This window comes from Streptomyces sp. ADI95-17 (genome assembly GCF_003846175.1).
GTDB lineage: Bacteria > Actinomycetota > Actinomycetes > Streptomycetales > Streptomycetaceae > Streptomyces > Streptomyces sanglieri.
The window spans coordinates 501,677-523,567 of record NZ_ML123047.1 but is presented as its reverse complement, the minus strand read 5'-3'; the positions used below and the strand labels follow the sequence as shown (position 1 = coordinate 523,567).

21 protein-coding genes are annotated in these 21,891 nt (G+C 71.1%); 13 read left to right on the top strand and 8 right to left on the bottom strand.

Annotated elements, in window-relative coordinates; all coding sequences use genetic code 11:
* The first annotated feature begins 8 nt into the window (after window positions 1–8).
* Window positions 9–1,124 carry a J domain-containing protein gene (locus EES42_RS21345; RefSeq protein ID WP_124719843.1) on the top strand — a complete coding sequence of 372 codons (1,116 nt, stop codon included), beginning with the start codon at window positions 9–11 and terminating at the stop codon, window positions 1,122–1,124.
* Window positions 1,125–1,170: 46 nt separating this feature from the next.
* Window positions 1,171–1,515, top strand: coding sequence for a rhodanese-like domain-containing protein (locus EES42_RS21340; protein ID WP_124719842.1), 345 nt, complete (start codon window positions 1,171–1,173; stop codon window positions 1,513–1,515).
* 173 nt (window positions 1,516–1,688) lie between these two features.
* On the opposite strand, the gene EES42_RS21335 is transcribed toward EES42_RS21340, so the two are convergent.
* The 6 genes from EES42_RS21335 to paaA all read right to left on the bottom strand — a co-directional run bounded on the left by EES42_RS21335 (window position 1,689) and on the right by paaA (window position 6,565).
* Entirely contained in the window at window positions 1,689–2,888 is a 1,200-nt protein-coding gene (locus EES42_RS21335; RefSeq protein ID WP_124719841.1) for an acyl-CoA dehydrogenase family protein, read from the bottom strand.
* A 116-nt stretch (window positions 2,889–3,004) separates the two neighbouring features.
* The gene (locus tag EES42_RS21330) at window positions 3,005–4,063 is read right to left on the bottom strand and encodes a 2Fe-2S iron-sulfur cluster-binding protein (RefSeq protein WP_124719840.1); all 1,059 of its coding nucleotides are present in this window, start codon (window positions 4,061–4,063) and stop codon (window positions 3,005–3,007) included.
* Complete coding sequence (gene paaD / locus EES42_RS21325) at window positions 4,064–4,570, bottom strand: 1,2-phenylacetyl-CoA epoxidase subunit PaaD (protein WP_124719839.1); 507 nt, start codon at window positions 4,568–4,570, stop codon at window positions 4,064–4,066.
* Entirely contained in the window at window positions 4,564–5,265 is a 702-nt protein-coding gene (gene paaC, locus EES42_RS21320) for a 1,2-phenylacetyl-CoA epoxidase subunit PaaC (protein WP_124719838.1), read from the bottom strand. The genes paaD and paaC overlap by 7 nt, the downstream gene beginning before the upstream one ends.
* Window positions 5,262–5,552: a 1,2-phenylacetyl-CoA epoxidase subunit PaaB gene (gene paaB / locus EES42_RS21315; protein WP_093548044.1), complete on the bottom strand. Its 291-nt coding sequence runs from the start codon at window positions 5,550–5,552 to the stop codon at window positions 5,262–5,264. The genes paaC and paaB overlap by 4 nt, the downstream gene beginning before the upstream one ends.
* A complete protein-coding gene (paaA, locus tag EES42_RS21310) occupies window positions 5,549–6,565 on the bottom strand; it encodes a 1,2-phenylacetyl-CoA epoxidase subunit PaaA (RefSeq protein WP_124719837.1) in 1,017 nt (338 codons plus the stop codon). The genes paaB and paaA overlap by 4 nt, the downstream gene beginning before the upstream one ends.
* A gap of 115 nt (window positions 6,566–6,680) precedes the next feature.
* On the opposite strand from paaA, the gene EES42_RS21305 reads away from it, so the two are divergent.
* The 3 genes from EES42_RS21305 (at window position 6,681) to EES42_RS21295 (ending at window position 9,492) form a co-directional block, all read left to right on the top strand.
* Complete coding sequence (locus EES42_RS21305) at window positions 6,681–7,442, top strand: DUF5819 family protein (RefSeq protein WP_124719836.1); 762 nt, start codon at window positions 6,681–6,683, stop codon at window positions 7,440–7,442.
* Window positions 7,439–8,692: an HTTM domain-containing protein gene (locus tag EES42_RS21300; RefSeq protein ID WP_241196497.1), complete on the top strand. Its 1,254-nt coding sequence runs from the start codon at window positions 7,439–7,441 to the stop codon at window positions 8,690–8,692. Before EES42_RS21305 ends, EES42_RS21300 begins: the two co-directional genes overlap by 4 nt.
* A gap of 155 nt (window positions 8,693–8,847) precedes the next feature.
* Window positions 8,848–9,492 carry a TrmH family RNA methyltransferase gene (locus tag EES42_RS21295; RefSeq protein WP_124720169.1) on the top strand — a complete coding sequence of 215 codons (645 nt, stop codon included), beginning with the start codon at window positions 8,848–8,850 and terminating at the stop codon, window positions 9,490–9,492.
* Between the two features lie 119 nt (window positions 9,493–9,611).
* Here the strand turns inward: EES42_RS21295 and paaN are convergent, their stop codons facing one another.
* Window positions 9,612–11,312 carry a phenylacetic acid degradation protein PaaN gene (paaN, locus tag EES42_RS21290; protein ID WP_124719835.1) on the bottom strand — a complete coding sequence of 567 codons (1,701 nt, stop codon included), beginning with the start codon at window positions 11,310–11,312 and terminating at the stop codon, window positions 9,612–9,614.
* Between the two features lie 123 nt (window positions 11,313–11,435).
* Between paaN and EES42_RS21285 the strand changes: the two genes are divergently transcribed.
* Entirely contained in the window at window positions 11,436–12,029 is a 594-nt protein-coding gene (locus EES42_RS21285) for a TetR/AcrR family transcriptional regulator (RefSeq protein ID WP_124719834.1), read from the top strand.
* A 128-nt stretch (window positions 12,030–12,157) separates the two neighbouring features.
* Here the strand turns inward: EES42_RS21285 and EES42_RS21280 are convergent, their stop codons facing one another.
* The gene (locus EES42_RS21280) at window positions 12,158–12,679 is read right to left on the bottom strand and encodes an Lrp/AsnC family transcriptional regulator (protein WP_241196496.1); all 522 of its coding nucleotides are present in this window, start codon (window positions 12,677–12,679) and stop codon (window positions 12,158–12,160) included.
* A gap of 249 nt (window positions 12,680–12,928) precedes the next feature.
* On the opposite strand from EES42_RS21280, the gene pdhA reads away from it, so the two are divergent.
* From pdhA to EES42_RS21245, 7 genes are all read left to right on the top strand, one after another.
* A complete protein-coding gene (gene pdhA, locus EES42_RS21275) occupies window positions 12,929–14,092 on the top strand; it encodes a pyruvate dehydrogenase (acetyl-transferring) E1 component subunit alpha (RefSeq protein ID WP_124719833.1) in 1,164 nt (387 codons plus the stop codon).
* Entirely contained in the window at window positions 14,089–15,120 is a 1,032-nt protein-coding gene (locus EES42_RS21270) for an alpha-ketoacid dehydrogenase subunit beta (RefSeq protein ID WP_124719832.1), read from the top strand. The genes pdhA and EES42_RS21270 overlap by 4 nt, the downstream gene beginning before the upstream one ends.
* Window positions 15,120–16,613, top strand: coding sequence for a dihydrolipoamide acetyltransferase family protein (locus EES42_RS21265; RefSeq protein WP_124719831.1), 1,494 nt, complete (start codon window positions 15,120–15,122; stop codon window positions 16,611–16,613). The genes EES42_RS21270 and EES42_RS21265 overlap by 1 nt, the downstream gene beginning before the upstream one ends.
* Before the next feature lie 109 nt (window positions 16,614–16,722).
* On the top strand, window positions 16,723–17,577 hold the full coding sequence (locus tag EES42_RS21260) for an NTP transferase domain-containing protein (RefSeq protein ID WP_124719830.1): 855 nt from the start codon (window positions 16,723–16,725) through the stop codon (window positions 17,575–17,577).
* Entirely contained in the window at window positions 17,574–19,547 is a 1,974-nt protein-coding gene (locus EES42_RS21255) for a molybdopterin molybdotransferase MoeA (protein WP_241196495.1), read from the top strand. Before EES42_RS21260 ends, EES42_RS21255 begins: the two co-directional genes overlap by 4 nt.
* On the top strand, window positions 19,505–20,647 hold the full coding sequence (locus EES42_RS21250; RefSeq protein WP_124719828.1) for a potassium channel family protein: 1,143 nt from the start codon (window positions 19,505–19,507) through the stop codon (window positions 20,645–20,647). The genes EES42_RS21255 and EES42_RS21250 overlap by 43 nt, the downstream gene beginning before the upstream one ends.
* A 198-nt stretch (window positions 20,648–20,845) precedes the next feature.
* A complete protein-coding gene (locus EES42_RS21245; protein ID WP_124719827.1) occupies window positions 20,846–21,832 on the top strand; it encodes an NAD(P)H-quinone oxidoreductase in 987 nt (328 codons plus the stop codon).
* The last annotated feature ends 59 nt before the right edge of the window (window positions 21,833–21,891 follow it).

Below are 21,891 nucleotides of genomic sequence, written 5' to 3'. Positions count from 1 at the left end.
CTGGACGGGTGACCCACGAAGCCGCCGGGGTGTCGACCACCCGGAACGACGATGACCGGCAGGACAACGACCGGCAGCGCGAGCAGCATGCCCCGAACGAGCCGCTTGAGCAGCACGGGCAGGGCGAGCCGTTCGAGCAGCACGGGCCGGCCGGTGCCGGTCCGGAGACCGGTGCTGACGGTGGCTCCGGCGCCGCCGCGGGCAGCGACGGGGACGGGGCCGCCCATGCGGCCACCGGTGGGTCGGCGGGCGGGGACGTCGGTGGATCGGCAGGCGGATCGGCAGGCGGGGACGCCGGTGGATCAGCGGGCGGGGACGCCGGTGGGAGAACGGACGGCCGTACTGAGGGGGAGCGGCCCGAGGCTCGGCTCGCGAGGGCGGTTCGGGCGGCGGAGCAGGCGCTGATCGAGTTCGAGATCGCGGTGGAGACCTTCCGGGTCGAGGTGGAGAACTTCTCCCGGCTGCATCACCAGAAGCTCGGGCCCATGTACACCCGCCTCGATGAGCTCGACGCACAGATCGCGGAGGCCCGGGCCGCCAGGACGGGCGACCCGGAGGACATCCGCAAGGCGCAGGAGGCCCGGGCTGTCGTGATGCCGATGCCGGGCGTCGAGGAGCTGTTCCACGACTGGATCGACTCCGACGGGCTGTCCCCCGAGGCTGCGGCGATGCTGACCGAGCAGCCGGTCCGGCCGCCCAAGCGGGTCCGGCCGACCGAGGAGGCGCGCAAGCTCTACCGCGACCTGGCGCGCCAGGCCCACCCGGACCTGGCGCAGGACGAGACGGAGCGGGCCCGCCGGGACGAGTTCATCGCCCGGGTGAACGCCGCGTACGGACGGGGGGACGAGGCGCTCCTGATGGAGCTGGCGCAGGAATGGGCGGCGGGCCCGGCGGCCCCGGAGACGGAGCTCAGCGAGAGCGAGGAGCTCTACGCCCGGCTGAACTGGCTGACCCAGCGCAAGGAGCTTCTGACGGTGCTTGCCCAGGAGCTGGAGGAGAGTGCGATCGGGTCCATGCTGCGGATGGCGCCGGACGATCCGGACCGGTTGCTCGACGAGATCGCCGAGCAGCTGCTGGGCGAGGTCGCGCAGCGCGAGGCGGAGCTGGCGGGCATGGTGCAGTAGCGTTCCGGGTGACTCTGGAGCGTACGTACGAGAGAAGGCATGACCCATGAATTTCGCCCCGCTGCCCTCGGTGGACGTCGCGGCGGTGCCGTCGGACGGCTTCGTGCTGGACGTCCGGGAGGACAACGAATGGGCGGCCGGGCACGTGGAGGGCGCCCTGCACATCCCGATGAGCGACTTCGTGGCCCGCTTCGGTGAGCTGACCGAGGCCGCCGAAGACGGCCGTCGCGTGCACGTCATGTGCCGGGTCGGTGGCCGGTCGGCCCAGGTCACGCAGTACCTGGTGCAGCAAGGCCTCGACGCCGTGAACATCGACGGCGGGATGCTCGCCTGGGACGGCGCCGGACGCCCGATGGTCACGGACAGCGGCGACCCGGCCTTCGTGCTCTGATCCGGAGAGCTGTTCCGGGCTGCCGAACCGTTCCCGGCCGGGGCGCTCCTGACTTGGGCGGCGCCGGCCGGGGCGGCCCCGTTGCCGGTCGGCTGTCGGTTGTCGGTTAGCGGCTGTCGGGCGGGCTGTCTGCCGTTGGACCGGGGCCGGCCGAGCGGGTGCTTCGGCCGGGGTCAGTCGAGCAGGTGCGCGGCCAGGAGGTTGCCCAGTGCCTCCTCGTGTGCCGCCGCCGGGCCGAGGGACAGCTCGATCTGCTTCGCCCAGGCATGAAAACGGTGCAGCGGGTAGTCCGTGTCCGCGCCGAAACCGCCGTGCAGATGCTGTGCCGTCTGCACGACCCGTCGGATGCCGTCCGATGCCCAGATCTTCGCCACGGCGATGTCGCCCTCGGCGGGCAGCGCCCCGTCGGCCCCGGTGGAGATCCGCCAGGCCGCCTGCCAGAGCGTCACTTCCATGGCGCGCAGGTCTATGTACCGGTCCGCCGCCTGTACCGCGACGGACTGGAATGTTGCCACCGGAAAACCGAACTGCTCGCGTTTGCCGGTGTATTGGCTCGTCATGGCGAGCACGGCCTCACCCAGGCCCAGCGCGAGCGCGCACGTCCCGGTGGTGAGGATCGCGCGCAGCCACTCCCAGGCCCCGGCGCCGTCGATCAGCGCGCGGTCGTCGATACGTACCGACTCCAGCCGGACCTCGGCGAACCGTTCGCCGCTGGTGGAGACCTGCTCGGCCAGGGTGACGCCGTCCTGGGCGGGCCGGACCAGGGCGACGACCGCCCGGCCCTCGTCCGTGTGGGCCGGAATCGCGATCCAGTCCGCCGCCTGCCCCCACGGCACCGCTGACTGCATTCCGTCGAGCACCCAGCCGACAGCGGCATTGGCAGGGTCGGCGGCGGCCCTGCCGGGGACCATGTCCTTCCCGGCGGTTCCCGTCATCGCCTTCCGGCGGGCCTTGACCGCGAGTTCGGCCGGATCGTGGCCGGAGCGGCCGTTGGACCCGGCGGTGAGGACCAGCTCGCCCCGGCCGATCCGGGGCAGCAACTCGGCGGCCAGCCCCGGGTCTCCGTACCGCTGGAGCGCCATGGCGACCGCACACGTCTCCAGCAGCGGCACTCTCGCGAGCACCTTGGCGGACTCGCGCAACACCAGGCACAGCGCGACGAGATCGAGCCCGGCACCGCCGTGCTCGGGCAGCAGCGTCAGGCTCAGCAAGTCGCTCGACGCGAGCCCGGCCCACAGCGGGCGGTCGATGTCCTCGGCCACCGCGCCCGGCACCAGAGCGGGGCTGGGAACCCCGTCCGGTACGACTCCCGAGAAGACCGCGCGCGCTGCCTCCGCGGCCGCCTGCTGTTCCTCGGTGAAGGTGAAGTCCACTGTCCTGGCCTCCCGTTGACCGATGCCCGCCCGAACGCCCGCCCGAATCTGACGGATCGTCAAGATAGAACAGGTTCTACGAGAAGGGAACACGGGAGGAGAGGCGACGGCGCCGGTCAGCGGTCGAAGTCGAGCTCCACCTCCGGCGTGACCGGATGCGACTGGCACGCCAGCACATAGCCCGCGCCCGTCTCTTCGGGCTCCAACGCGAAGTTGCGGTCCATCCGCACCTCGCCCGAGACCAGGAACGCCCGGCAGGTCCCGCACACCCCGCCCTTGCAGGCGTACGGCGCGTCGGCGCGGCTGCGCAGCACGGTCTCCAGCAGCGATTCGCCCTCCTCCACGGGCCAGGTGCCGGAGCGGCCGTCCAGGGTCGCGGTGAGTCTGCTGTGGGCCGGTGATTCGATCCGGGGGCGGGCGGACGCGCTCGGGCCGTCGTCCACATGGAAGATCTCCTGATGGACGCGGGTCCGGTCGACACCCAGGCCGCGCAGCGCCCGGTCCGCGGCCAGGACCAGCCCGAACGGCCCGCAGAGATACCAGCCGTCCACCTTGGCCGTCGGAAGCAGCGCGGGCAGCAGCTCGGTGAGACGGTCCTGGTCCAGCCGGCCGGAGGGAAGACCCGCCTGCTGCTCCTCCCGGGAGAGCACCGTGACCAGCTGGAACCGGTCCGGATAGCGGTCCTTGAGGTCGGCGACCTCGTCCAGGAACATCGTCGAGAGCGCTGTCCGGTCGCTGCGGATCAGGCAGAAGTGGGCGTCGGGCTCCCGCGCCAGCAGCGTGGCCGCGATCGACAGCACCGGCGTGATCCCGCTGCCCCCGACGATCGCCGCGAAGCGTCCGGCGCGGGGCTCCAGAACGAAGCGGCCCATCGGAGACATCGCCTCGACCACGTCACCGACGGCGAGTTCCTTCAGGGCATAGGTGGAGAACGCGCCGCCGTCGACGTGGCGGATGCCCACCCGCAGTACCGGATCGGCCGGCTCCTCGACTGCCGGGGAGCAGATCGAGTACGAGCGGCGGATCTCCTCGCCGTCGACCGAGTACCGCACATTGAGATGCTGGCCGGGCTTGTGGCGGAAGGTCTCGCGCAACTCGGGCGGCACGGCGAGAGTGACGGCCACCGAATCGTCCGTGAGCCGTTCGACGGCGCGGACCCGGAGCGGATGGAACATCTACAACTCCTTGAAGTGGTCGAACGGTTCGCGGCATGTCACGCAACGGCGCAGCGCCTTGCACGCGGTGGAGGAGAACCGGCTCAGCAGCTCCGTATCGGTCGAGCCGCAGTGCGGGCAGCGCACCGAGAGCGTGAGCGGCACCGGGCCGCCCGCGGGAGCCGTGACGTCGTGCGGGCGTGGGGGCGCTATGCCGAACTCCGCCAGCTTGCGCCGCCCTTCCGCGCTGATGTCGTCCGTGGACCAGGCCGGTGAGAGCACCTTGACCACGGAGACCTCCGGTATGCCGTGGTCGTGCAGCACCCGCTCGATGTCCGCGGACATGGCCTCGATCGCGGGGCAGCCCGTGTAGGTCGGGGTGAGGCGCACGGTGACCTTGCCGGGGGCGAGGACGTCCACGCCCCGGAGCACGCCCAGCTCGTCCAGGGTCAGCACCGGCAGTTCGGGGTCGGGCACGGAGCCTGCGAGGCGGTGCAGCTCCTCCTCCAGGAGTGTCTCGGTCACCATGACGCCCCCGGGTGGCTGCGATGCAGATGTTGCATCTCGGCGATCATGCGGCCGAAGGGTTCCGTGTGGATGCCCTGGCGCCCCGCACCCGCCGTCCACGCCCCGGACTGCGGACCGGCCGGCAGCGTCAGCGTGGCCCGGTCCAGCACCGCGGAGACGGACTCCAGCCAGTCGCTCCGCAGCGACCGCCAGTCGATCTCCAGGCCCTCGACGGGCTCGAACAGCTCGCCGGTGAACCGCCAGAGGGCGTCCACGCCGCGCTGCATCCGGTCATGGCTCTCGTCCGTGCCGTCGCCGAGCCGCAGCGTCCAGTGCTCCGCGTGGTCCTGGTGGTACGCGACCTCCTTGACGGCCTTCGCCGCCAGACCGGCGAACGCGCTCCCGCCCGAGGCCAGCTGCTCGTACAGCGGCCGCTGGTAGGCGGAGAAGTAGAGCTGGCGGGTGATGGTGTGGGCGAAGTCGCCGTTCGGCTGCTCGACCAGCTGGACATTGCGGAAGGCACGTTCCTCGCGCAGATACGCCAGCTCGTCCTCGTCCCCGGCCATGGAGAGCAGCAGCCGGGCCTGGCCCAGCAGGTCCAGGGCGATGTTGGCCAGGGCCACTTCTTCTTCCAGCACGGGCGCATGGCCCGCCCACTCCCCCAGCCGGTGCGAGAGCACCAGCGCGTCGTCGCCCAGGGCGAGGGTCGCGGTCACAGGTGCTTCACCCCTTCCGGGATCTCGTAGAACGTCGGATGCCGGTACGGCTTGTCACCGGCCGGCTCGAAGAAGGAGTCCTTCTCGTCCGGTGAGGAGGCCGTGACCTGTGCGGATGGGACCACCCAGATCGAGACGCCCTCGGAACGGCGCGTGTACAGATCGCGCGCGTTGCGCAGGGCCATCTCCGCGTCCGGCGCGTGCAGGCTGCCGGCGTGGGTGTGGGAAAGACCGCGGCGGGAACGCACGAACACCTCCCACAGTGGCCATTCGGTCGAGCTGCTCATGCTGTCGCCTCCCCGTTCCTCGCTGCTGTGTGCGTTGCTGTGTGCTTCTCGGCGTAGGCAACCGCCGCGTCCCGGACCCAGGCGCCCTCCTCGTGCGCCCTGCGGCGCTGGGTGAGGCGCTGTTCGTTGCACGGGCCGTTGCCCTTGAGGACCTCCTGGAACTCCTTCCAGTCGATCGCGCCGAAGTCGTGCTGTCCGCGCTCCTCGTTCCACCGGAGGTCCGGGTCCGGCAGGGTGAGCCCCAGCGCCTCGGCCTGCGGGACACAGATGTCCACGAAGCGCTGCCGCAGCTCGTCGTTGGAATGCCGCTTGATCTTCCAGGTCATCGACTGCGCCGAGTGGGCCGAAGCGTCGTCCGGCGGGCCGAACATCATCAGGGACGGCCACCACCAGCGGTTCACCGCATCCTGCGCCATCTCGTGCTGTGCCGGGGTGCCCTTGCTGAGGGTGAGCAGCAGCTCGTAGCCCTGGCGCTGGTGGAAGGACTCCTCCTTGCAGATGCGGACCATCGCCCGCGCGTACGGGCCGTAGGAGCAGCGGCACAGCGGCACCTGGTTGGTGATCGCGGCGCCGTCCACGAGCCAGCCGATCGCGCCGACGTCCGCCCAGGTCAGCGTCGGGTAGTTGAAGATCGATGAATACCTCTGGCGGCCCGCGTGGAGCTTGTCGAGCAGCTCCTCGCGGCCGGTGCCGAGGGTCTCCGCCGCGCTGTACAGATAGAGCCCGTGGCCCGCCTCGTCCTGCACCTTGGCCATGAGGATCGCCTTGCGGCGCAGCGAGGGCGCGCGCGAGATCCAGTTGGCCTCCGGCTGCATGCCGATGATTTCGGAGTGGGCATGCTGGGCCATTTGCCTGACCAGCGAGGCCCGGTACGCATCGGGCATCCAGTCGCGTGGCTCGATGCGCTCGTCCGCCGCCACCGCGGCGTCGAATGCCGCCTCCAGGGCTCCGTCCGCCCCTTCGGGCCTGTCCGCTCCCGCCTGCGCTGTCTGGTCCGCAGTCACTGCCGCCATCCCGGGCTCCCTACCGACCGATCGTTCGGTTCAATGTCTTCAATGGTGAGTCGGTGGCCCGTAGGGTGTCAACCCTGTGGATAACTGACCGGGGATCGACGGGGATCGGGGCGGGATGGATTCGTACGACGACAGGGGCTCCGAGAGCGGGAACGGGAGCGCCGAGCCGGGGCCGGATCGACGCGAGGAAGAGCCCTCCGCTGCTGGTCAGGCCCTGGAATCAGGCCCTCGTGCCGGGATGGCCGCCCTGTCCCTTCCGTACCAGATCGTTGCCGCGGTCGCACTGTCGGTCATCGGACTGGTCGCCTGTGGACAGCTGGTCATGGTGTTTCTTCACGTCGCACCCTCCAACACCCTGACCAAGCAGCACGGCGAAGCGGTCGACGAGTGGGTCTATCCCGAGTTCGAGCAGAACTGGAAGCTCTTCGCCCCGAATCCGCTCCAGCAGAACATCGCCGTTCACGTACGGGCCGAGATAGCCGGCGCGGACGGCCGCCGCACCACCCCCTGGATGAGCCTTTCCGGCGAGGACGGCAAGGCGATACGCGGCAATCTCCTCCCCAGCCACGTCCACCAGAACGAACTGCGCCGCGGCTGGGACTTCTACCTCAGCTCCCACGACAACGAGAACAAGGCCAACGGCCTCCGCGGACAGCTCTCCGAGCGCTACATCCGCCGCATCGTGATGCTGCGCCTCGGCGAACACGACTACGGCGGCACCGTCGAGCGCATCCAGGTCCGTTCCGAGGTGCGGTCCGTCGCGGCGCCCGCGTGGAGCGAGGAGAAGATCAGTACGCGGCCGTCCTACCGAGTACTGCCGTGGTGGACGGTCACTCCCGATGACCTTCCCGAGAGCGCCGAGGGGGCGGGCAAGTGAGTACCGCCGTCCTCGACCGCAAGATCGACCACAAGGTCGCCCGCGGTATCCAGCGCATCACCTCCAGGGCCCTCGGCCAGTACCAGAGTGCCGTCATCCGGATCGGCTTCTCGGCCACCTATCTGTTCTTCCTGCTGCGCGAGCTGCCGCACCGCCACGAGATGTACGGCCCCGACGCCCCGTGGCGCTGGGACATGGCGCAGCAGCTCATATCCGGCAACCAGTCGTTCACCGCGCTCATGTGGTCGGACAGCACGGTCTGGTTCGAGATCGTGTACGCGGTCGCGCTGATCTCCGCGGCGCTGCTGATGGTCGGCTGGCACACCCGCGCCATGTCGGTCCTCTTCATGGCCGGAGTGCTCTCCCTGCAGAACCGCAGCATCTTCATGGGCGACGGCGGCGACAACGTCATCCACCTCATGGCGATCTATCTGGTGCTCACGCGCTGCGGACGGGTCTGGTCGCTGGACGCCCGGCGGGCGGCGCGGCAGGAGCGGGCGGAGGCGGGCGGGCAGCGGCGCCCGGTGCGGGGGAACGTGGCCGGTCCGGTCCTCTGGGTGGTGCTCGGCCTCGTCCTGATCGTGGCCAGTGTGACGGACGGGCTCGGCGGCACCTGGTGGCTGCCAACCCTGCTCTGGTTCCTGTGGGTCGGCGAGGGCGCCTGGTGGGCGGTGAACCGCTTCGCACCGCGGAGCCAGTCGCGGATCCTGCTCGATGTCGTCGCCAACCTCGCCCACAACGCGACCCTCGTCGTGATCATGGCCGAGGTCTGTCTGATCTACGCCACCGCGGGGTGGTACAAGATCCAGGGTTCGCGCTGGCAGGACGGCACGGCGCTGTACTACCCGCTCAAGCTCGACTACTTCACGCCCTGGCCGGGGCTGTCGGACATCCTGGCCTCCAACGGCGTCATGGTGATGGTCCTCACGTACGGCACGGTCATCGTCCAGGTCGCCTTTCCGTTCACCCTCTTCAACCGGCGGGTCAAGAACGTGCTGCTCGTCGCCATGATGTTGGAGCACGCCGGCATCGCCCTGCTGCTCGGGCTGCCCTTCTTCTCCATGGCGATGATCGCCGCCGACTCGGTCTTCCTGCCGACCGTCTTCCTGGTCTGGCTCGGCGGCCGGGCGACCCTCGCCCGGGGTGTGCTGTTCCCGGGCCGGAGCAAGGTGCCCGGGCCGCGGCGTGGCGAGGATGACGAGGAGGCCCCGCAGCACAGCGACGACGGGGGCCATACGCTCGTCGGGTGAGCAGTGACAGCGGCAGTACGGGCAGCACGGGCAGTGGCGGCGGGGAATCGTTGAGCGAGGGAGCCGCCGGGCTTGAGTTGCCCGTCGTGTCCGCGGCACCGGCGGGGCCCGGTACGGACCCGGAAGCGGCGGGGCCCGGTGCGGACGTGGAACCGATGCAGTACGACGACGGGTTCGGGACGGAGATCGGCGTCGGGCCGCACCCGTTGCCCTGGCCCGTGGACGAGCGGTACGACCCCGAGCTGCTCGCCCACGGCGACCGGCGCAACGTGGGTGACGGCTACCGGTACTGGACCCGGGAGGCGATCGTCGCCGATCTGGATCTGCGGCGCCACGACTTCCATGTCGCGGTCGAGAACTGGGGCCACGACTTCAATATCGGCTCCGTGGTGCGTACCGCGAACGCCTTTCTCGCCAAGGAGATCCACATCGTGGGGCGGCGGCGCTGGAACCGGCGCGGCGCGATGGTCACCGACCGGTACCAGCATGTGCGGCACCACCCCGACACGGAGTCGCTGACCGCATGGGCCGAGTCCGAGGGCCTGCCGATCATCGGGATCGACAATCTGCCGGGGGCGGTGCCACTGGAGCGGACCGAGCTGCCCCGGCGCTGCGTACTGCTCTTCGGGCAGGAGGGGCCCGGGCTCACCGAGGAGGCCCGCAAACACGCGGCGATGGTGTGCTCCATCGCGCAGTTCGGTTCGACGCGGTCGATCAACGCGGGGGCCGCGGCCGCCATCGCCATGCACGCGTGGGTGCAGCGGTACGCGGAGATCCCCGAGGTGGGACAACGCGGCTAGGGGATCTCGTTTGGATCAGGCCGGTCCAGGGGTCCGGGCCCCACTCCCCGGCCCCGCTCCCCGGCCCCGCTCCCCGGGCGCCGTAGAGGCCGAGAGGGAGCGGGGGCGCGGGGGCGCGGCTATGCCTGGCGGCGGACCTCCACCATGCGGAAGCGGTTCGACACGAAGGCTCCGTCGCACAACGCCGCGTTCGCCGCCGGGTTGCCGCCCGAGCCGTGGAAGTCGGAGAAGGCCGCGGTCTGGTTGACGTACACCCCGCCGGTCAGATTCAGCGACAGCTGGGCCGACTCGTCCAGGCAGACGTCCTCCACCGCGCGCTCCACCTCCGGTGAGGTGGTGTACGCGCCGACCGTCATCGCGCCCCGGTCGCGGACCGTACGGCGGAGCAGCTCCACGGCGTCGGCCGTCGAGTCGACCGCCACCGCGAAGGCGACCGGACCGAAGCACTCCGACAGGTAGTGCTCCTCGTCGTCCGGCTTGGTGGCGTCCAGCTTGACGACGACGGGAGTGCGGACCACGGCGCCGGGGAACTCCGAGTTGGCCACCTCGCGGGAGGGCAGGGCGACTTCGCCGAGATCGGCGGCCGCCTCCAGGCGGGCCTTCACATCGGGGTTGACCAGGGCGCCGAGCAGCGCGTTCGCCCGGGCGTCGTCGCCCAGCAGGCCGGTGACCGCGGCGGCGATGTCGGCGACCACTTCGTCGTACGTCTTGTCGCCGGCGTCGGTGGTGATGCCGTCCCGGGGGATCAGCAGGTTCTGCGGGGTGGTGCACATCTGGCCGCTGTACAGGGACAGGGAGAACGCCAGGTTGGACAGCATGCCGCGATAGTCGTCCGTGGAGTCGAGGACGATCGTGTTGACCCCGGCCTTCTCGGTGTAGACCTGGGCCTGGCGGGCGTTGGTCTCCAGCCAGTCGCCGAAGGCGGTCGACCCGGTGTAGTCGATGATCCGGATCTCGGGCCGGAGGGCGAGGGTCTTCGCGATGCCTTCACCCGGTCGTTCGGCGGCCAGGGCGACCAGATCGGGATCGAAGCCCGCCTCGGCGAGCACCTCGCGGGCCAGCTGCACCGTGAGCGCGAGCGGGAGCACGGCGCGGGGGTGCGGCTTGACCAGGACGGGGTTGCCGGTGGCCAGGGAGGCGAAGAGGCCCGGGTAGCCGTTCCACGTGGGGAAGGTGTTGCAGCCGATCAGGAGCGAGATGCCGCGCGGGGCCGCGGTGAACGACTTCTGCAGCCGGAGCGGGTCGCGCTTGCCCTGCGGCTTGGACCAGTCGGCGCTCCGCGGGGTGCGGATCTGCTCCTCGTACGCGTACGCCACCGCCTCCAGGCCGCGGTCCTGGGCGTGCGGGCCGCCCGCCTGGAACGCCATCATGAAGGCCTGGCCGCTGGTGTGCATCACGGCGTGAGCGAACTCGTGGGTCCTGGCGCTGATCCGCGCGAGGATCTCCAGACAGACCAGGGCCCTGGTCTCGGGGCCGGCCGCACGCCAGGCGGGCATGCCCGCCCGCATCGCCGGAAGCAGGACGTCCAGGTCGGCGTGCGGATATTCGACGCCGAGCTCCGGCCCGTACGGAGAGACCTCCCCGCCCGTCCAGCCGTCGGTGCCGGGCTGGCCGAGGTCGAGCCGGGTGTTCAGCACGGCGTCGAACGCGGCCTTGCCCTCGGCGGCGCTCAGGCTGCCGGGGGCGCCGCCCTCGCCGTAAGCCTTCGGATGCTCGGGGTGCGGGGACCAGTAGGCGCGCGTACGGATCGCGTCGAGGGCCTGGTCGAGCGTGGGGCGGTGCTTCTCGGACAGCAGTTGCGGGGAGAGCTCGGCGGCCATGACGGACCAACTCCTCATCGAGCTGGGCAGGGACGGGCGGACAGAGTTAGAGTAACCGAACGATCGGTCGGGACAAGGGGGCCCGCCAAACCTGTGGACAACTCGTAGGGGAGGATCGCGGACATGACCACGGCCAAGCGGGACACGTACACCCCGGAGACTCTGCTCACCGTTGCCGTCCGTGTCTTCAACGAGCGCGGCTACGACGGCACGTCCATGGAGCACCTCTCCAAGGCGGCGGGCATCTCCAAGTCGTCCATCTACCACCACGTAGCGGGCAAGGAAGAGCTTCTGCGCCGCGCGGTCAGCCGTGCGCTGGACGGGCTCTTCGGAATTCTCGACGAGCCGGGGGCGACTCAGGGGCGTGCGATCGAGCGGGTCGAGTACGTCACCCGCCGCACCGTCGACGTGCTGATAGCCGAACTGCCCTACGTCACGCTGCTGCTGCGGGTGCGGGGCAATACGAGGACCGAGCGCTGGGCCATGGAGCGGCGGCGCGAGTTCGACCACCGGGTGACCGATCTGCTCAGGGCTGCGGTCGCGGACGGCGACCTCCGCTCCGACGTGGACATACGGCTGGTGACCCGGCTGCTCTTCGGAATGGTCAACTCCCTGGTGGAGTGGTACCGGCCGCTGCCCGACGGCGGTGCCGACGGCGAGCGCCTGGCGGACACGCTCGTCCGGGTGGCCTTCGAGGGGATGCGCTCCAGTCGTTGAACGGTTCAACGGTTGAACTATTAATGGCTGCAGGGCGCCCGTGCACTGCGGCGACAGGCCTCCCGTGCACCGGAGCGCCAGGGCTTCGGTGCACGGACTGATTCTTCGGTGAATGCGGGACGACGCGCTCAGGTCAGCTCGGTGGGTCTGTCCGTGCCCGGGGTCAGGTCCGTCTCCTCGAACACCAGGAGTGTGCGGGTGGAGAGCACCTCCGGGATGGCCTGGATCTTCGTCAGGACCAGTTCGCGCAATGACCTGTTGTCCTGGGTGTGCACCAGCAGCAGGACATCGAAGTCGCCGCTGACCAGCGCGATATGGGTCGCCCCCGGCAGCGCCTGGAGCTCCTCGCGCACCGTGCGCCAGGAATTCTGGACGATCTTGAGAGTGATGTACGCGGAGGCTCCTTGCCCCGCCCGCTCATGGTCCACGCGCGCGGTGAAGCCACGGATCACGCCGTCGTCGATGAGCCGGCTGATCCGGGCGTAGGCGTTGGCCCGGGACACGTGGACACGGTCGGCCACCGACCGTATCGAGGCGCGGCCGTCCGTCTGGAGCAGTCGCAGGATGCCGCGATCGATGGCGTCGAGCGGCCGTGCGGGCGGCAGCCGCACGGGGTCCTCGCCCCCGTCGGCCATTTGTTCAGCTGGCATGTGCCCCCGCCTCTCCGTCCTGGACGACCTGCCTCTATCCCAGGCTGTGGAGAACCGTTTGTCCACAGGCTGGAGGTGCCTGTAGCCAAAATGCGCTCGCGACCGAACAATCGGTAGGTGAGGCGCCCCGCATTCGTGCCTCGGACAGCGCTCGACATTTCGAAGTATTTCGACACCCCTCGGCATCGGACGATCCCCTGATGCCGACAGACGCCGCTCGAAAACCCTCGATGCCAGGAGGTGCTTGTCATGACGGTCCAAGAGCTGCCCGGCGCGGCTGCTTACCGGCCCACGCCGCCCCCGGCCTGGAAGCCGCTCACCGATCCCGCGCCGCTGCTCCCGGACCCCGAGCCGTATCGCGTGCTCGGTACGGACGCCGTGGCCGATGCCGACCCCGAGCTGCTGCTGAGGCTCTACGCGGAGCTGGTCCGCGGCCGGCGGTACAACGCGCAGGCCACCGCGCTCACCAAGCAGGGCCGGCTCGCCGTCTACCCGTCGAGCACGGGGCAGGAGGCCTGCGAGATAGCGGCCGCGTCGGTGCTGGAGGAGCGGGACTGGCTCTTTCCCAGCTACCGGGACACTCTTGCGGCGGTGGCGCGCGGCCTGGACCCGGTCGAGGCCCTGACGCTGCTGCGCGGCGACCGGCACACCGGTTACGACCCGCGCGAGCACCGCATCGCGCCGCTCTGCACGCCCCTGGCCACCCAGCTGCCGCACGCTGTCGGTCTTGCCCATGCGGCGCGTCTCAAGGGCGACGACGTGGTGGCGCTCGCCATGGTCGGCGATGGCGGGACCAGCGAGGGCGATTTCCACGAGGCGCTGAATTTCGCGGCCGTCTGGCGCGCCCCGGTCGTCTTCCTCGTGCAGAACAACGGCTTCGCGATCTCCGTACCGCTGGCGAAGCAGACCGCCGCCCCGTCCTTGGCGCACAAGGCCGTGGGGTACGGGATGCCGGGCCGGTTGGTGGACGGGAACGACGTGGCCGCGGTGCACCAGGTCCTCGGTGAGGCGGTGGCGCGGGCGCGGAGTGGCGGCGGACCGACGCTCGTCGAGGCGGTGACGTACCGCATGGACGCCCATACCAACGCCGACGACGCCACCCGTTACCGCGTCGACAGCGAGGTGGAGGCCTGGCGCGCGCACGACCCGATCCAGCTTCTGGAGCGGGAGCTGACCGGCCGGGGGCTGCTCGGCGACGAGGCGATCGAGGAGGCGCGCGCGGCCGCGGAGCGGATGGCGGCGGCGCTGCGCGAGCGGATGAACGCCGATCCGGTGCTGGACCCGATGGACCTGTTCGCCCATGTCTACGCGGAACAGACCGCACAACTGCGGGAGCAGGCAGCCAGGTTGCGGGTCGAGCTGAATGCAGAGCTGGACCAGCACGGCCAGGACGACGTGGAGGAAGGGCGATGACCACCGCAGCGGCGACGGCCGGAGAGCGGACGGCGAAGGCCAAGCCCGCCACGATGGCACAGGCGCTCGGGCGGGCGCTGCGCGACTCGATGGCGCAGGACCCGACCGTGCATGTACTCGGTGAGGACGTCGGCACGCTCGGTGGGGTCTTCCGGATCACCGACGGCCTGGCCAAGGAGTTCGGCGAGGATCGTTGCACGGACACCCCGCTGGCCGAGGCCGGCATTCTCGGGGCGGCCGTGGGCATGGCGATGTACGGGCTGCGGCCCGTTGTGGAGATGCAGTTCGACGCCTTCGCCTATCCGGCGTTCGAGCAGCTCATCAGCCATGTCGCGAAGATGCGGAACCGGACGGCCGGCGCCATGCCGCTGCCGATCACGGTCCGGGTGCCGTACGGCGGCGGGATCGGCGGGGTCGAGCACCACAGCGACTCCTCGGAGGCGTACTACATGGCGACGCCCGGCCTCCAGGTCGTCACGCCCGCCACGGTCGAGGACGCTTACGGGCTGCTGAGGGCCTCGATCGCTTCCGATGATCCGGTGGTGTTCCTGGAGCCGAAGCGGCTCTACTGGTCGAAGGCGGACTGGTCGCCCGATGCCCCGGTGGCGGTGGAGCCGATCGGCCGGGCCGTGGTTCGCCGGCCGGGTCGCAGCGCGACGCTGATCACGTACGGGCCGTCGCTGCCCGTCTGCATGGAGGCGGCGGATGCGGCCGTCGAGGAGGGCTGGGACCTGGAGGTCGTGGACCTGCGCTCGCTGGTGCCGTTCGACGACGAGACCGTCGCCGCCTCGGTGCGGCGTACGGGGCGTGCGGTCGTCGTCCATGAGTCCTCCGGTTTCGGCGGTCCGGGCGGTGAGATCGCGGCCCGGGTCACCGAGCGCTGCTTCCACCATCTGGAGGCGCCGGTGCTGCGGGTCGCCGGGTTCGACATTCCGTATCCGCCGCCGATGCAGGAGAAGCACCATCTTCCCGGTGTGGACCGGGTGCTGGACGCGGTGGCCCGCTTGCAGTGGGAGGCGGAGAGCTGATGCCCCAGGTACTCGAATTCAAGCTGCCAGACCTCGGCGAGGGGCTCACCGAGGCGGAGATCGTGCGCTGGCTGGTGGAGGTCGGCGATGTCGTCGCCATCGACCAGCCGGTCGTCGAGGTCGAGACGGCCAAGGCGATGGTGGAGGTGCCGTGCCCGTACGGGGGCGTGGTGACCGCACGGTTCGGCGATGAGGGCTCGGAACTTCCGGTCGGGGCACCGCTGCTGACGGTGGCGGTCTCGGTGGGGGCGGATGCCGGGGCGTCGGAGGTGGGGGCCGGGGCTGCCTCCGGTTCCGGTTCGGGCGGGGCCGGGGCTGCCTCCGGTTCCGGTTCCGGTTCGGCTGGGGCCGGTTCTGGTTCCGGTGAGGTGGAGTCGTCCGGCAATGTGCTGGTCGGGTACGGGACGGGCGCACCGGTGGCGCGTCGTCGACGGGTCCGTCCCACGGCGGTGGCCGCGGCCGTTCCGGCACGGGTGCCGGTGGCTCCGGTGGTTCCGGTCGCGGCTCCCGATCCGGTGCCGGACGCGGTGCCGGGACCGGTGGCCGTGGTGTCCCCGCTGGTACGGAAGCTGGCGCGGCAGCATGATCTGGATCTGCGGAAGCTGTCGGGTTCCGGACGGGACGGGCTGATCCTTCGGGCCGATGTCGAATCCGCGATCAGGGCGCTGGCGGAGAGTACGTCCGCCCCGCTGCCGGCCGGGTTCGCGGCACCGGCGGCCGGGGCGGCTCCGGAGCCGGAGGCCGTTCCCGTATCGGTGGCGTCGTCGGCCGGCCGTACGGTGGAGGGCTCGGCCGCACAGCGGATTCCGTTGCGCGGTGTACGGGGCGCGGTCGCCGACAAGCTCTCGCGCAGTCGGCGGGAGATCCCCGACGCGACGTGCTGGGTCGATGCCGATGCCACCGAGCTGATGGCGGCCAGAGCCGCGATGAACAGCGTCGCCGGTACGGCTGCCGGGCCCAAGGTGTCGGTGCTGGCGCTGCTGGCGCGCATCTGCACTGCGGCGCTGGCCCGGTTCCCCGAGCTCAATTCCACGGTGGACCTGGAAGCGCGGGAGATCGTGCGGCTGCCGGAGGTCCATCTCGGGTTCGCGGCTCAGACCGAGCGGGGTCTGGTCGTCCCTGTGGTGCGGGGCGCGCAGGCCAGGAATGCCGAGTCGATCGGGGCGGAGATCGCCAGGCTGACCGAGGCGGCGCGGGCCGGACGACTGACTCCGGCGGAGCTGACCGGCGGGACGTTCACGCTGAACAACTACGGGGTGTTCGGAGTCGACGGCTCGACCCCGATCATCAACCACCCCGAGGCGGCGATGCTGGGCGTCGGCCGGATCGTGCCCAAGCCCTGGGTGCACCAGGGGGAACTGGCCGTACGACAGGTGGTCCAGCTCTCGCTGACCTTCGACCACCGGGTCTGCGACGGCGGCACGGCGGGTGGCTTCCTGCGCTACATAGCCGACTGCGTGGAACAACCGGCGGTGCTGCTGCGCACGTTGTAGGCGAGAGCTGCCGCAGGCTTCCGTTTCCTCCCCCCGCCGGGTCCGGTCGATCGGCTCGATCACCGACCGGGCGGATCGACGGAAGCCTGCGGCCCGCATACTCGGATGCATGACCGCGTATGACGCCATCGTTCTTGCCGGAGGGGCCGCCAAGCGGCTCGGCGGCGCCGACAAGCCGGGGATCCGGGTCGGGGGCCGTGCGCTGCTCGACCGGGTGCTCGCGGCCTGTGCCGACGCGTCGACGACGGTGGTGGTGGGCGGCCGCCGGTCCACCGTGCGGCCGGTCGTCTGGACGTACGAAGAGCCCCGGGGCGGCGGTCCGTTGGCCGCGCTCGACGCGGGGATCCGGCGGACGACGGCGGAACGGGTCCTCGTGCTCTCCGCCGACCTGCCGTTCCTCGGGGCGGAGACCGTCGCAACGCTGCTGGCCGCCGCCGGGCAAGGACAGCGGGACGGGGCTCTGTGCACGGACCAGGAGGGCCGCGACCAGCCTCTCGTCGCCGTCTACCGTGCCGATCCGTTGCGCCGTGAGCTCGCGCTCCTCGCCACCGAACACGGCGGCCTGTCCGGGCTCCCCCTGCGCCTGCTGACGCCTGAACTCGACCTTGCCCGGGTGGCGGCCGACCCTCTCGCCTCCTTCGACTGCGACACCTGGGAGGACATTGCGTCGGCGCGTGCCCGCATCAGAGAGCATGGGGCCGTGCTGGATGAATGGATCACCGCAGTCAAGAACGAACTCGGCATCGAACTGGACGTCGACACCGGCGTCCTGCTCGACCTCGCCCGTGACGCCGCCCACGGTGTGGCCCGGCCCGCCGCGCCGCTGACCACCTTTCTGGTCGGGTACGCGGCGGCCATGGCGAGCAGCGAAGGCGACGGCGACAGCGCCACGGCGGTGGCCGAGGCCGCCCGGAAGGCTGCCGCGCTCGCCCTTCGCTGGGCGGACGAGAACGAGACGCAATGACCGCCGGTGGCGGCGGGTCCGACCGGCCTCCGGCTGCGGACACCGTTTCGGTGGGCGCCGGGTCCGCGCCGGCCTCCGGGCTGTCGGCGGATGCCGGGCCGGTGGCAGGTGTGGGGCCGGAGGCAGGTTTCGGGCCTTCGGCGTGTGAGCGGCCTCGGGGCGGGGAGCGGTGCCCGACTCCGGAAGAGGTGCGGGCGGCCGAGGAGGAACGGGCCGTCGAGCAGGCTCTCGCGCTGGTCGGGAGCCGGCCGCCCGGTGAGCACCGCCCGACGGGTCGGCCCCGTTCAGAGGGGTGGCCTCACGCGACAGGTCGGCCGCGACCCACGGAAACGGAATCCAGCCCCCCGTGGCAGCAGTCGCACTTTTCGGAGATGTCCTTCCCCGAGAGCGAACCCGCAGGCGAACCCGCAGGCGAACTCACGGCCAATCTCAATCCCGATCCCACGGCCGATCCCACTGCCGATCCCACTGTCGTACCCCGTTCGTCGGACCCGGACCGGGGCTCCGGCACCGCCCCCGGGCAGGACCGGCACGGGCACGAGCACGGGCACAGGCGCCGACATGGGCACGGGCTAGCGGCCTCCTGGCCGGAGGCCCGTGCACTGGCCGCTCGGTCCGGGAGGTCCGGGAGGTCCGGGCAGTCCGGGCAGTCCGGGCAGTCCGGCTCGGCCGCCCGGGCCATCGGGATCGGGGCCGGCCGGCTTCCTCTCGGCCAGGCACTCGGGCACGTACTCGCCGAGCCGCTCGTCGCACTCACCGATCTTCCGTCCTTCGACACCTCTGCCATGGACGGCTGGGTCGTCTCCGGACCGGGGCCCTGGAACGTCCGCGACGTCGCCGGGGCCGAGGCGCGGGCCGGGGCCGGCTCGAACCGGGACCTGGGCATCCTCGCCGGGCGGAGCGCGCCCGCCACGCTTCCCGACGGCGATGCCGTACGGATCGCCACCGGAGCCCGCATTCCGGCAGACGCCAACGCCGTGATCCGCAATGAACACGCTCGCGTGGACAGGGCCACGGGGCTGCTCCACGCGGAACATCAGGTGCTCCCCGGACAGGACATCAGGCCCCGCGGCCAGGAGTGCCGGGCCGGCGATCGGCTCATGCCCGCCGGAGCGTCGGTGACGCCCGCCGTTCTCGGTCTGGCCGCCGCGGCCGGGTACGACACGCTCGTCGTGGTGCCCCGGCTCCGCGTCGACGTCCTCGTGCTCGGCGACGAACTGCTGACCGGCGGCCTGCCGCACGACGGGCTGATCCGTGATGCGCTCGGCCCGATGATCGGCCCCTGGCTGCGTGCGCTGGGAGCCGAGGTCTCGGCCCCGCAGCGGCTCGGTGACGACGCGGCCGCCCTGCGGCACGCTCTCACCACCTCCGAGGCCGACCTCGTCATCACCACCGGCGGTACGGCTGCGGGCCCCGTCGACCACGTCCACCCGGTCCTTGCCGAGATCGGGGCGGAGCTGCTGGTCGACGGAGTCGCCGTCCGCCCCGGCCACCCGATGCTGCTGGCCAGACTTAAGGAGAACGACGGGGGCCCGTATCTCGTCGGGCTGCCGGGCAACCCCCTGGCCGCCGTCTCCGGGCTCCTCACTCTCGCCGAGCCCCTCCTGCGCGGGCTGGCGGGCCGGGAGCCGGAGGCGCCGTACCGGGTCGCTGTACGCGACGACGTGCACGGGCACCCGCACGACACCCGTCTGGTGCCCGTGGTCCACCGGGCGGGCAGCACGGCTGACGGCCGGTCGGTCAGCGGATACGGCAGCGGCGGCGAAGGGGCCGGCGGCGCGGGAACCGGGGGCGGTGCCGAGTACGTCGTACCGCTGCGTTACAACGGTCCGGCGATGCTCCGTGGGATCGCTGCCGCCGACGGGCTGGCCGTCGTACCGCCCGGCGGGGTACGGTCCGGCACCGAAGTGGAGATCCTCGATCTACCGTGGGCCTCGGCGATGCCGTGGACGGAAGGGTGTTTCACGTGAAACTTCCCGGCCACGATGCGATGGCCAGGCGCGCTGACGAGCATGTCGTACCCACACGGGTGCTGCTCCCGCGCAGGGTCGTCGACGGACCGGCGCGGCAGGTCGCCAAGCGGCTGATGATGGCGCTGCTGGTGCTTGCCGCGACGGTGCTGATCGTCTGGATGGACCGCGGTGGCTATCACGATGCCGCCGACGGCAAGGTCGATCTGCTGGACGCGGTGTACTACGCGACGGTCACCCTCTCCACCACCGGTTACGGCGACATCACCCCGTACGGGGACGCCGCCCGGCTCACCAATGTGGTGCTCGTGACGCCACTGCGGGTGCTCTTCCTGATCATCCTGGTCGGCACCACTCTTGAGGTCCTCACCGAACGGACCCGCGAGGACTTTCGGCTGAAGCGTTGGAGAACCAACTTGCGTGATCACACCGTTGTCGTCGGCTTCGGGACGAAGGGCCGTTCGGCCATCCAGACCCTGTGTGCCACCGGCCTGAAGAAGGAACAGATCGTCATCGTCGACCCGGCGACCAAGGTGATCGAGATCGCCAACGCCGAAGGGTTCGTCGGTGTGGTGGGCGACGCGACGCGCAGTGAGGTGCTGCTGCGGGCCGAGCTCCAGAAGGCGCGTCAGATCATCATCGCGACCCAGCGCGACGACACGGCCGTGCTGGTGGCTCTGACGGCCCGACAGCTCAACCGTGGCGCGAAGATCGTCGCGGCGGTGCGCGAGGAGGAGAACGCGCCGTTGCTCCGGCAGTCCGGTGCCGACGCGGTGATCACCAGTGCCAGTGCGGCGGGCCGGCTGCTGGGCCTCTCGGTCCTCAGCCCCAGCGCGGGCACGGTGATGGAGGACCTGATCCAGCAGGGCAGCGGGCTCGATCTCGTCGAACGGCCGGTGATAAAGGCCGAGGTGGGCAAGAGCGTCCGGGAGACCGACGATCTCGTGGTCAGCGTGTTGCGGGGGCACCGGCTGCTGGGTTACGACGATCCGGCGGCCAGCCCGTTGCAGTTGACGGACCGTCTGATCACCATCGTGCGCGCCTCGAACCCATCGCCGTCGGACGGCCCGTCCACCGGCCTGCCGCGCCCACGCGACTGATCCGGCCCGCCCCGCCCCGCCTCACGTCCGCCCCTCCTCACGTCCGGCCCGCCCCGCCCCGCCTCACGTCCGCCCCTCCTCACGTCCGGCCCACCTCGCTCCGCCTCACGTCCGGCCGAACCCGCCCCACATGCGGCCCGCCTCGCTCCGTGCGGCGTCCTTCGTGGTCCTTCATCTGCCACGGAGTAGCCTCGCGCCATGTATGCGATCACGATCCCTGAACCGGGCGGCCCCGAAGCACTCGTCTGGGCCGAGGTGCCCGATCCGGTAGCCGGCGAGGGCGAGGTCCTCGTCGATGTCGTGTCCAGCGCGGTCAATCGCGCCGATGTGTTGCAGCGGCAGGGGTTCTACCACCCGCCGCCCGGCGCGTCCCCGTACCCCGGCCTCGAATGCTCGGGCCGTATCTCGGCGATCGGGCCCGGTGTCACCGGCTGGTCGGTCGGCGACGAGGTGTGTGCGCTGCTCGCGGGCGGCGGGTACGCGGAGAAGGTCGCGGTGCCCGCCGGGCAGTTGCTGCCCGTGCCGGACGGCATCGAACCGGCCCTGGCAGCGGCGCTGCCCGAGGTGGCGGCCACGGTCTGGTCCAACGTCTTCATGGTGGCCCATCTGCGCCCCGGCGAGACGCTGTTGGTGCACGGCGGGTCCAGCGGCATCGGCACGATGGCGATCCAGCTAGCCAAGGCCGTGGGCGCGCGGGTCGCGGTCACCGCCGGGGGACCGGAGAAGCTGGCGCGCTGCGCGGAACTCGGGGCCGACATCCTGATCGACTACCGGGAGCAGGACTTCGTCGAGGAACTGCGCAAGGCGACCGACGGGGCCGGTGCGGATGTCATTCTCGACATCGTCGGCGCGAAGTACCTCGACCGGAATGTGAAGGCGCTCGCCGTCAACGGCAGGCTGGCCATCATCGGCCTTCAGGGTGGCGTCAAGGGCGAGCTGAATCTGAGCGCCCTGCTGAACAAGCGGGCCGCCATCACCGCGACCTCGCTGCGCGGCCGTCCGCTCGCCGAGAAGGCCGCCATCGTCGCCGCCGTGCGCGAGCACGTCTGGCCGCTGATCGCGGACGGGGTCGTGCGGCCGGTCGTGGACCGCATCGTGCCGATGCCGGACGCCGCCGAGGCCCACCGGGTGCTGGAGTCCAGCGCGCATGTCGGAAAGGTGCTGCTGCAGGCCCCGACGGGCTGACGAAAAGGCCCGGCGCACAGGTCGTCGACCATGTGTGCCGGGCCTCGGTGTCGCTCGCT

Bases quoted from the DNA above. Each gene is read 5' to 3' on its own strand.
- EES42_RS21265 (WP_124719831.1), top strand. From the start codon at position 15,120: ATGCCCCAGGTACTCGAATTCAAGCTGCCAGACCTCGGCGAGGGGCTC.
- EES42_RS21270 (WP_124719832.1), top strand. From the start codon at position 14,089: ATGACCACCGCAGCGGCGACGGCCGGAGAGCGGACGGCGAAGGCCAAG.
- EES42_RS21295 (WP_124720169.1), top strand. From the start codon at position 8,848: ATGCAGTACGACGACGGGTTCGGGACGGAGATCGGCGTCGGGCCGCAC.
- pdhA (WP_124719833.1), top strand. From the start codon at position 12,929: ATGACGGTCCAAGAGCTGCCCGGCGCGGCTGCTTACCGGCCCACGCCG.
- EES42_RS21340 (WP_124719842.1), top strand. From the start codon at position 1,171: ATGAATTTCGCCCCGCTGCCCTCGGTGGACGTCGCGGCGGTGCCGTCG.
- EES42_RS21285 (WP_124719834.1), top strand. From the start codon at position 11,436: ATGACCACGGCCAAGCGGGACACGTACACCCCGGAGACTCTGCTCACC.
- paaA (WP_124719837.1), bottom strand. From the start codon at position 6,565: ATGGCGGCAGTGACTGCGGACCAGACAGCGCAGGCGGGAGCGGACAGG.
- EES42_RS21330 (WP_124719840.1), bottom strand. From the start codon at position 4,063: ATGTTCCATCCGCTCCGGGTCCGCGCCGTCGAACGGCTCACGGACGAT.
- EES42_RS21255 (WP_241196495.1), top strand. From the start codon at position 17,574: ATGACCGCCGGTGGCGGCGGGTCCGACCGGCCTCCGGCTGCGGACACC.
- paaD (WP_124719839.1), bottom strand. From the start codon at position 4,570: ATGGTGACCGAGACACTCCTGGAGGAGGAGCTGCACCGCCTCGCAGGC.
- paaB (WP_093548044.1), bottom strand. From the start codon at position 5,552: ATGAGCAGCTCGACCGAATGGCCACTGTGGGAGGTGTTCGTGCGTTCC.
- EES42_RS21305 (WP_124719836.1), top strand. From the start codon at position 6,681: ATGGATTCGTACGACGACAGGGGCTCCGAGAGCGGGAACGGGAGCGCC.
- EES42_RS21245 (WP_124719827.1), top strand. From the start codon at position 20,846: ATGTATGCGATCACGATCCCTGAACCGGGCGGCCCCGAAGCACTCGTC.
- EES42_RS21260 (WP_124719830.1), top strand. From the start codon at position 16,723: ATGACCGCGTATGACGCCATCGTTCTTGCCGGAGGGGCCGCCAAGCGG.
- EES42_RS21280 (WP_241196496.1), bottom strand. From the start codon at position 12,679: ATGCCAGCTGAACAAATGGCCGACGGGGGCGAGGACCCCGTGCGGCTG.
- paaN (WP_124719835.1), bottom strand. From the start codon at position 11,312: ATGGCCGCCGAGCTCTCCCCGCAACTGCTGTCCGAGAAGCACCGCCCC.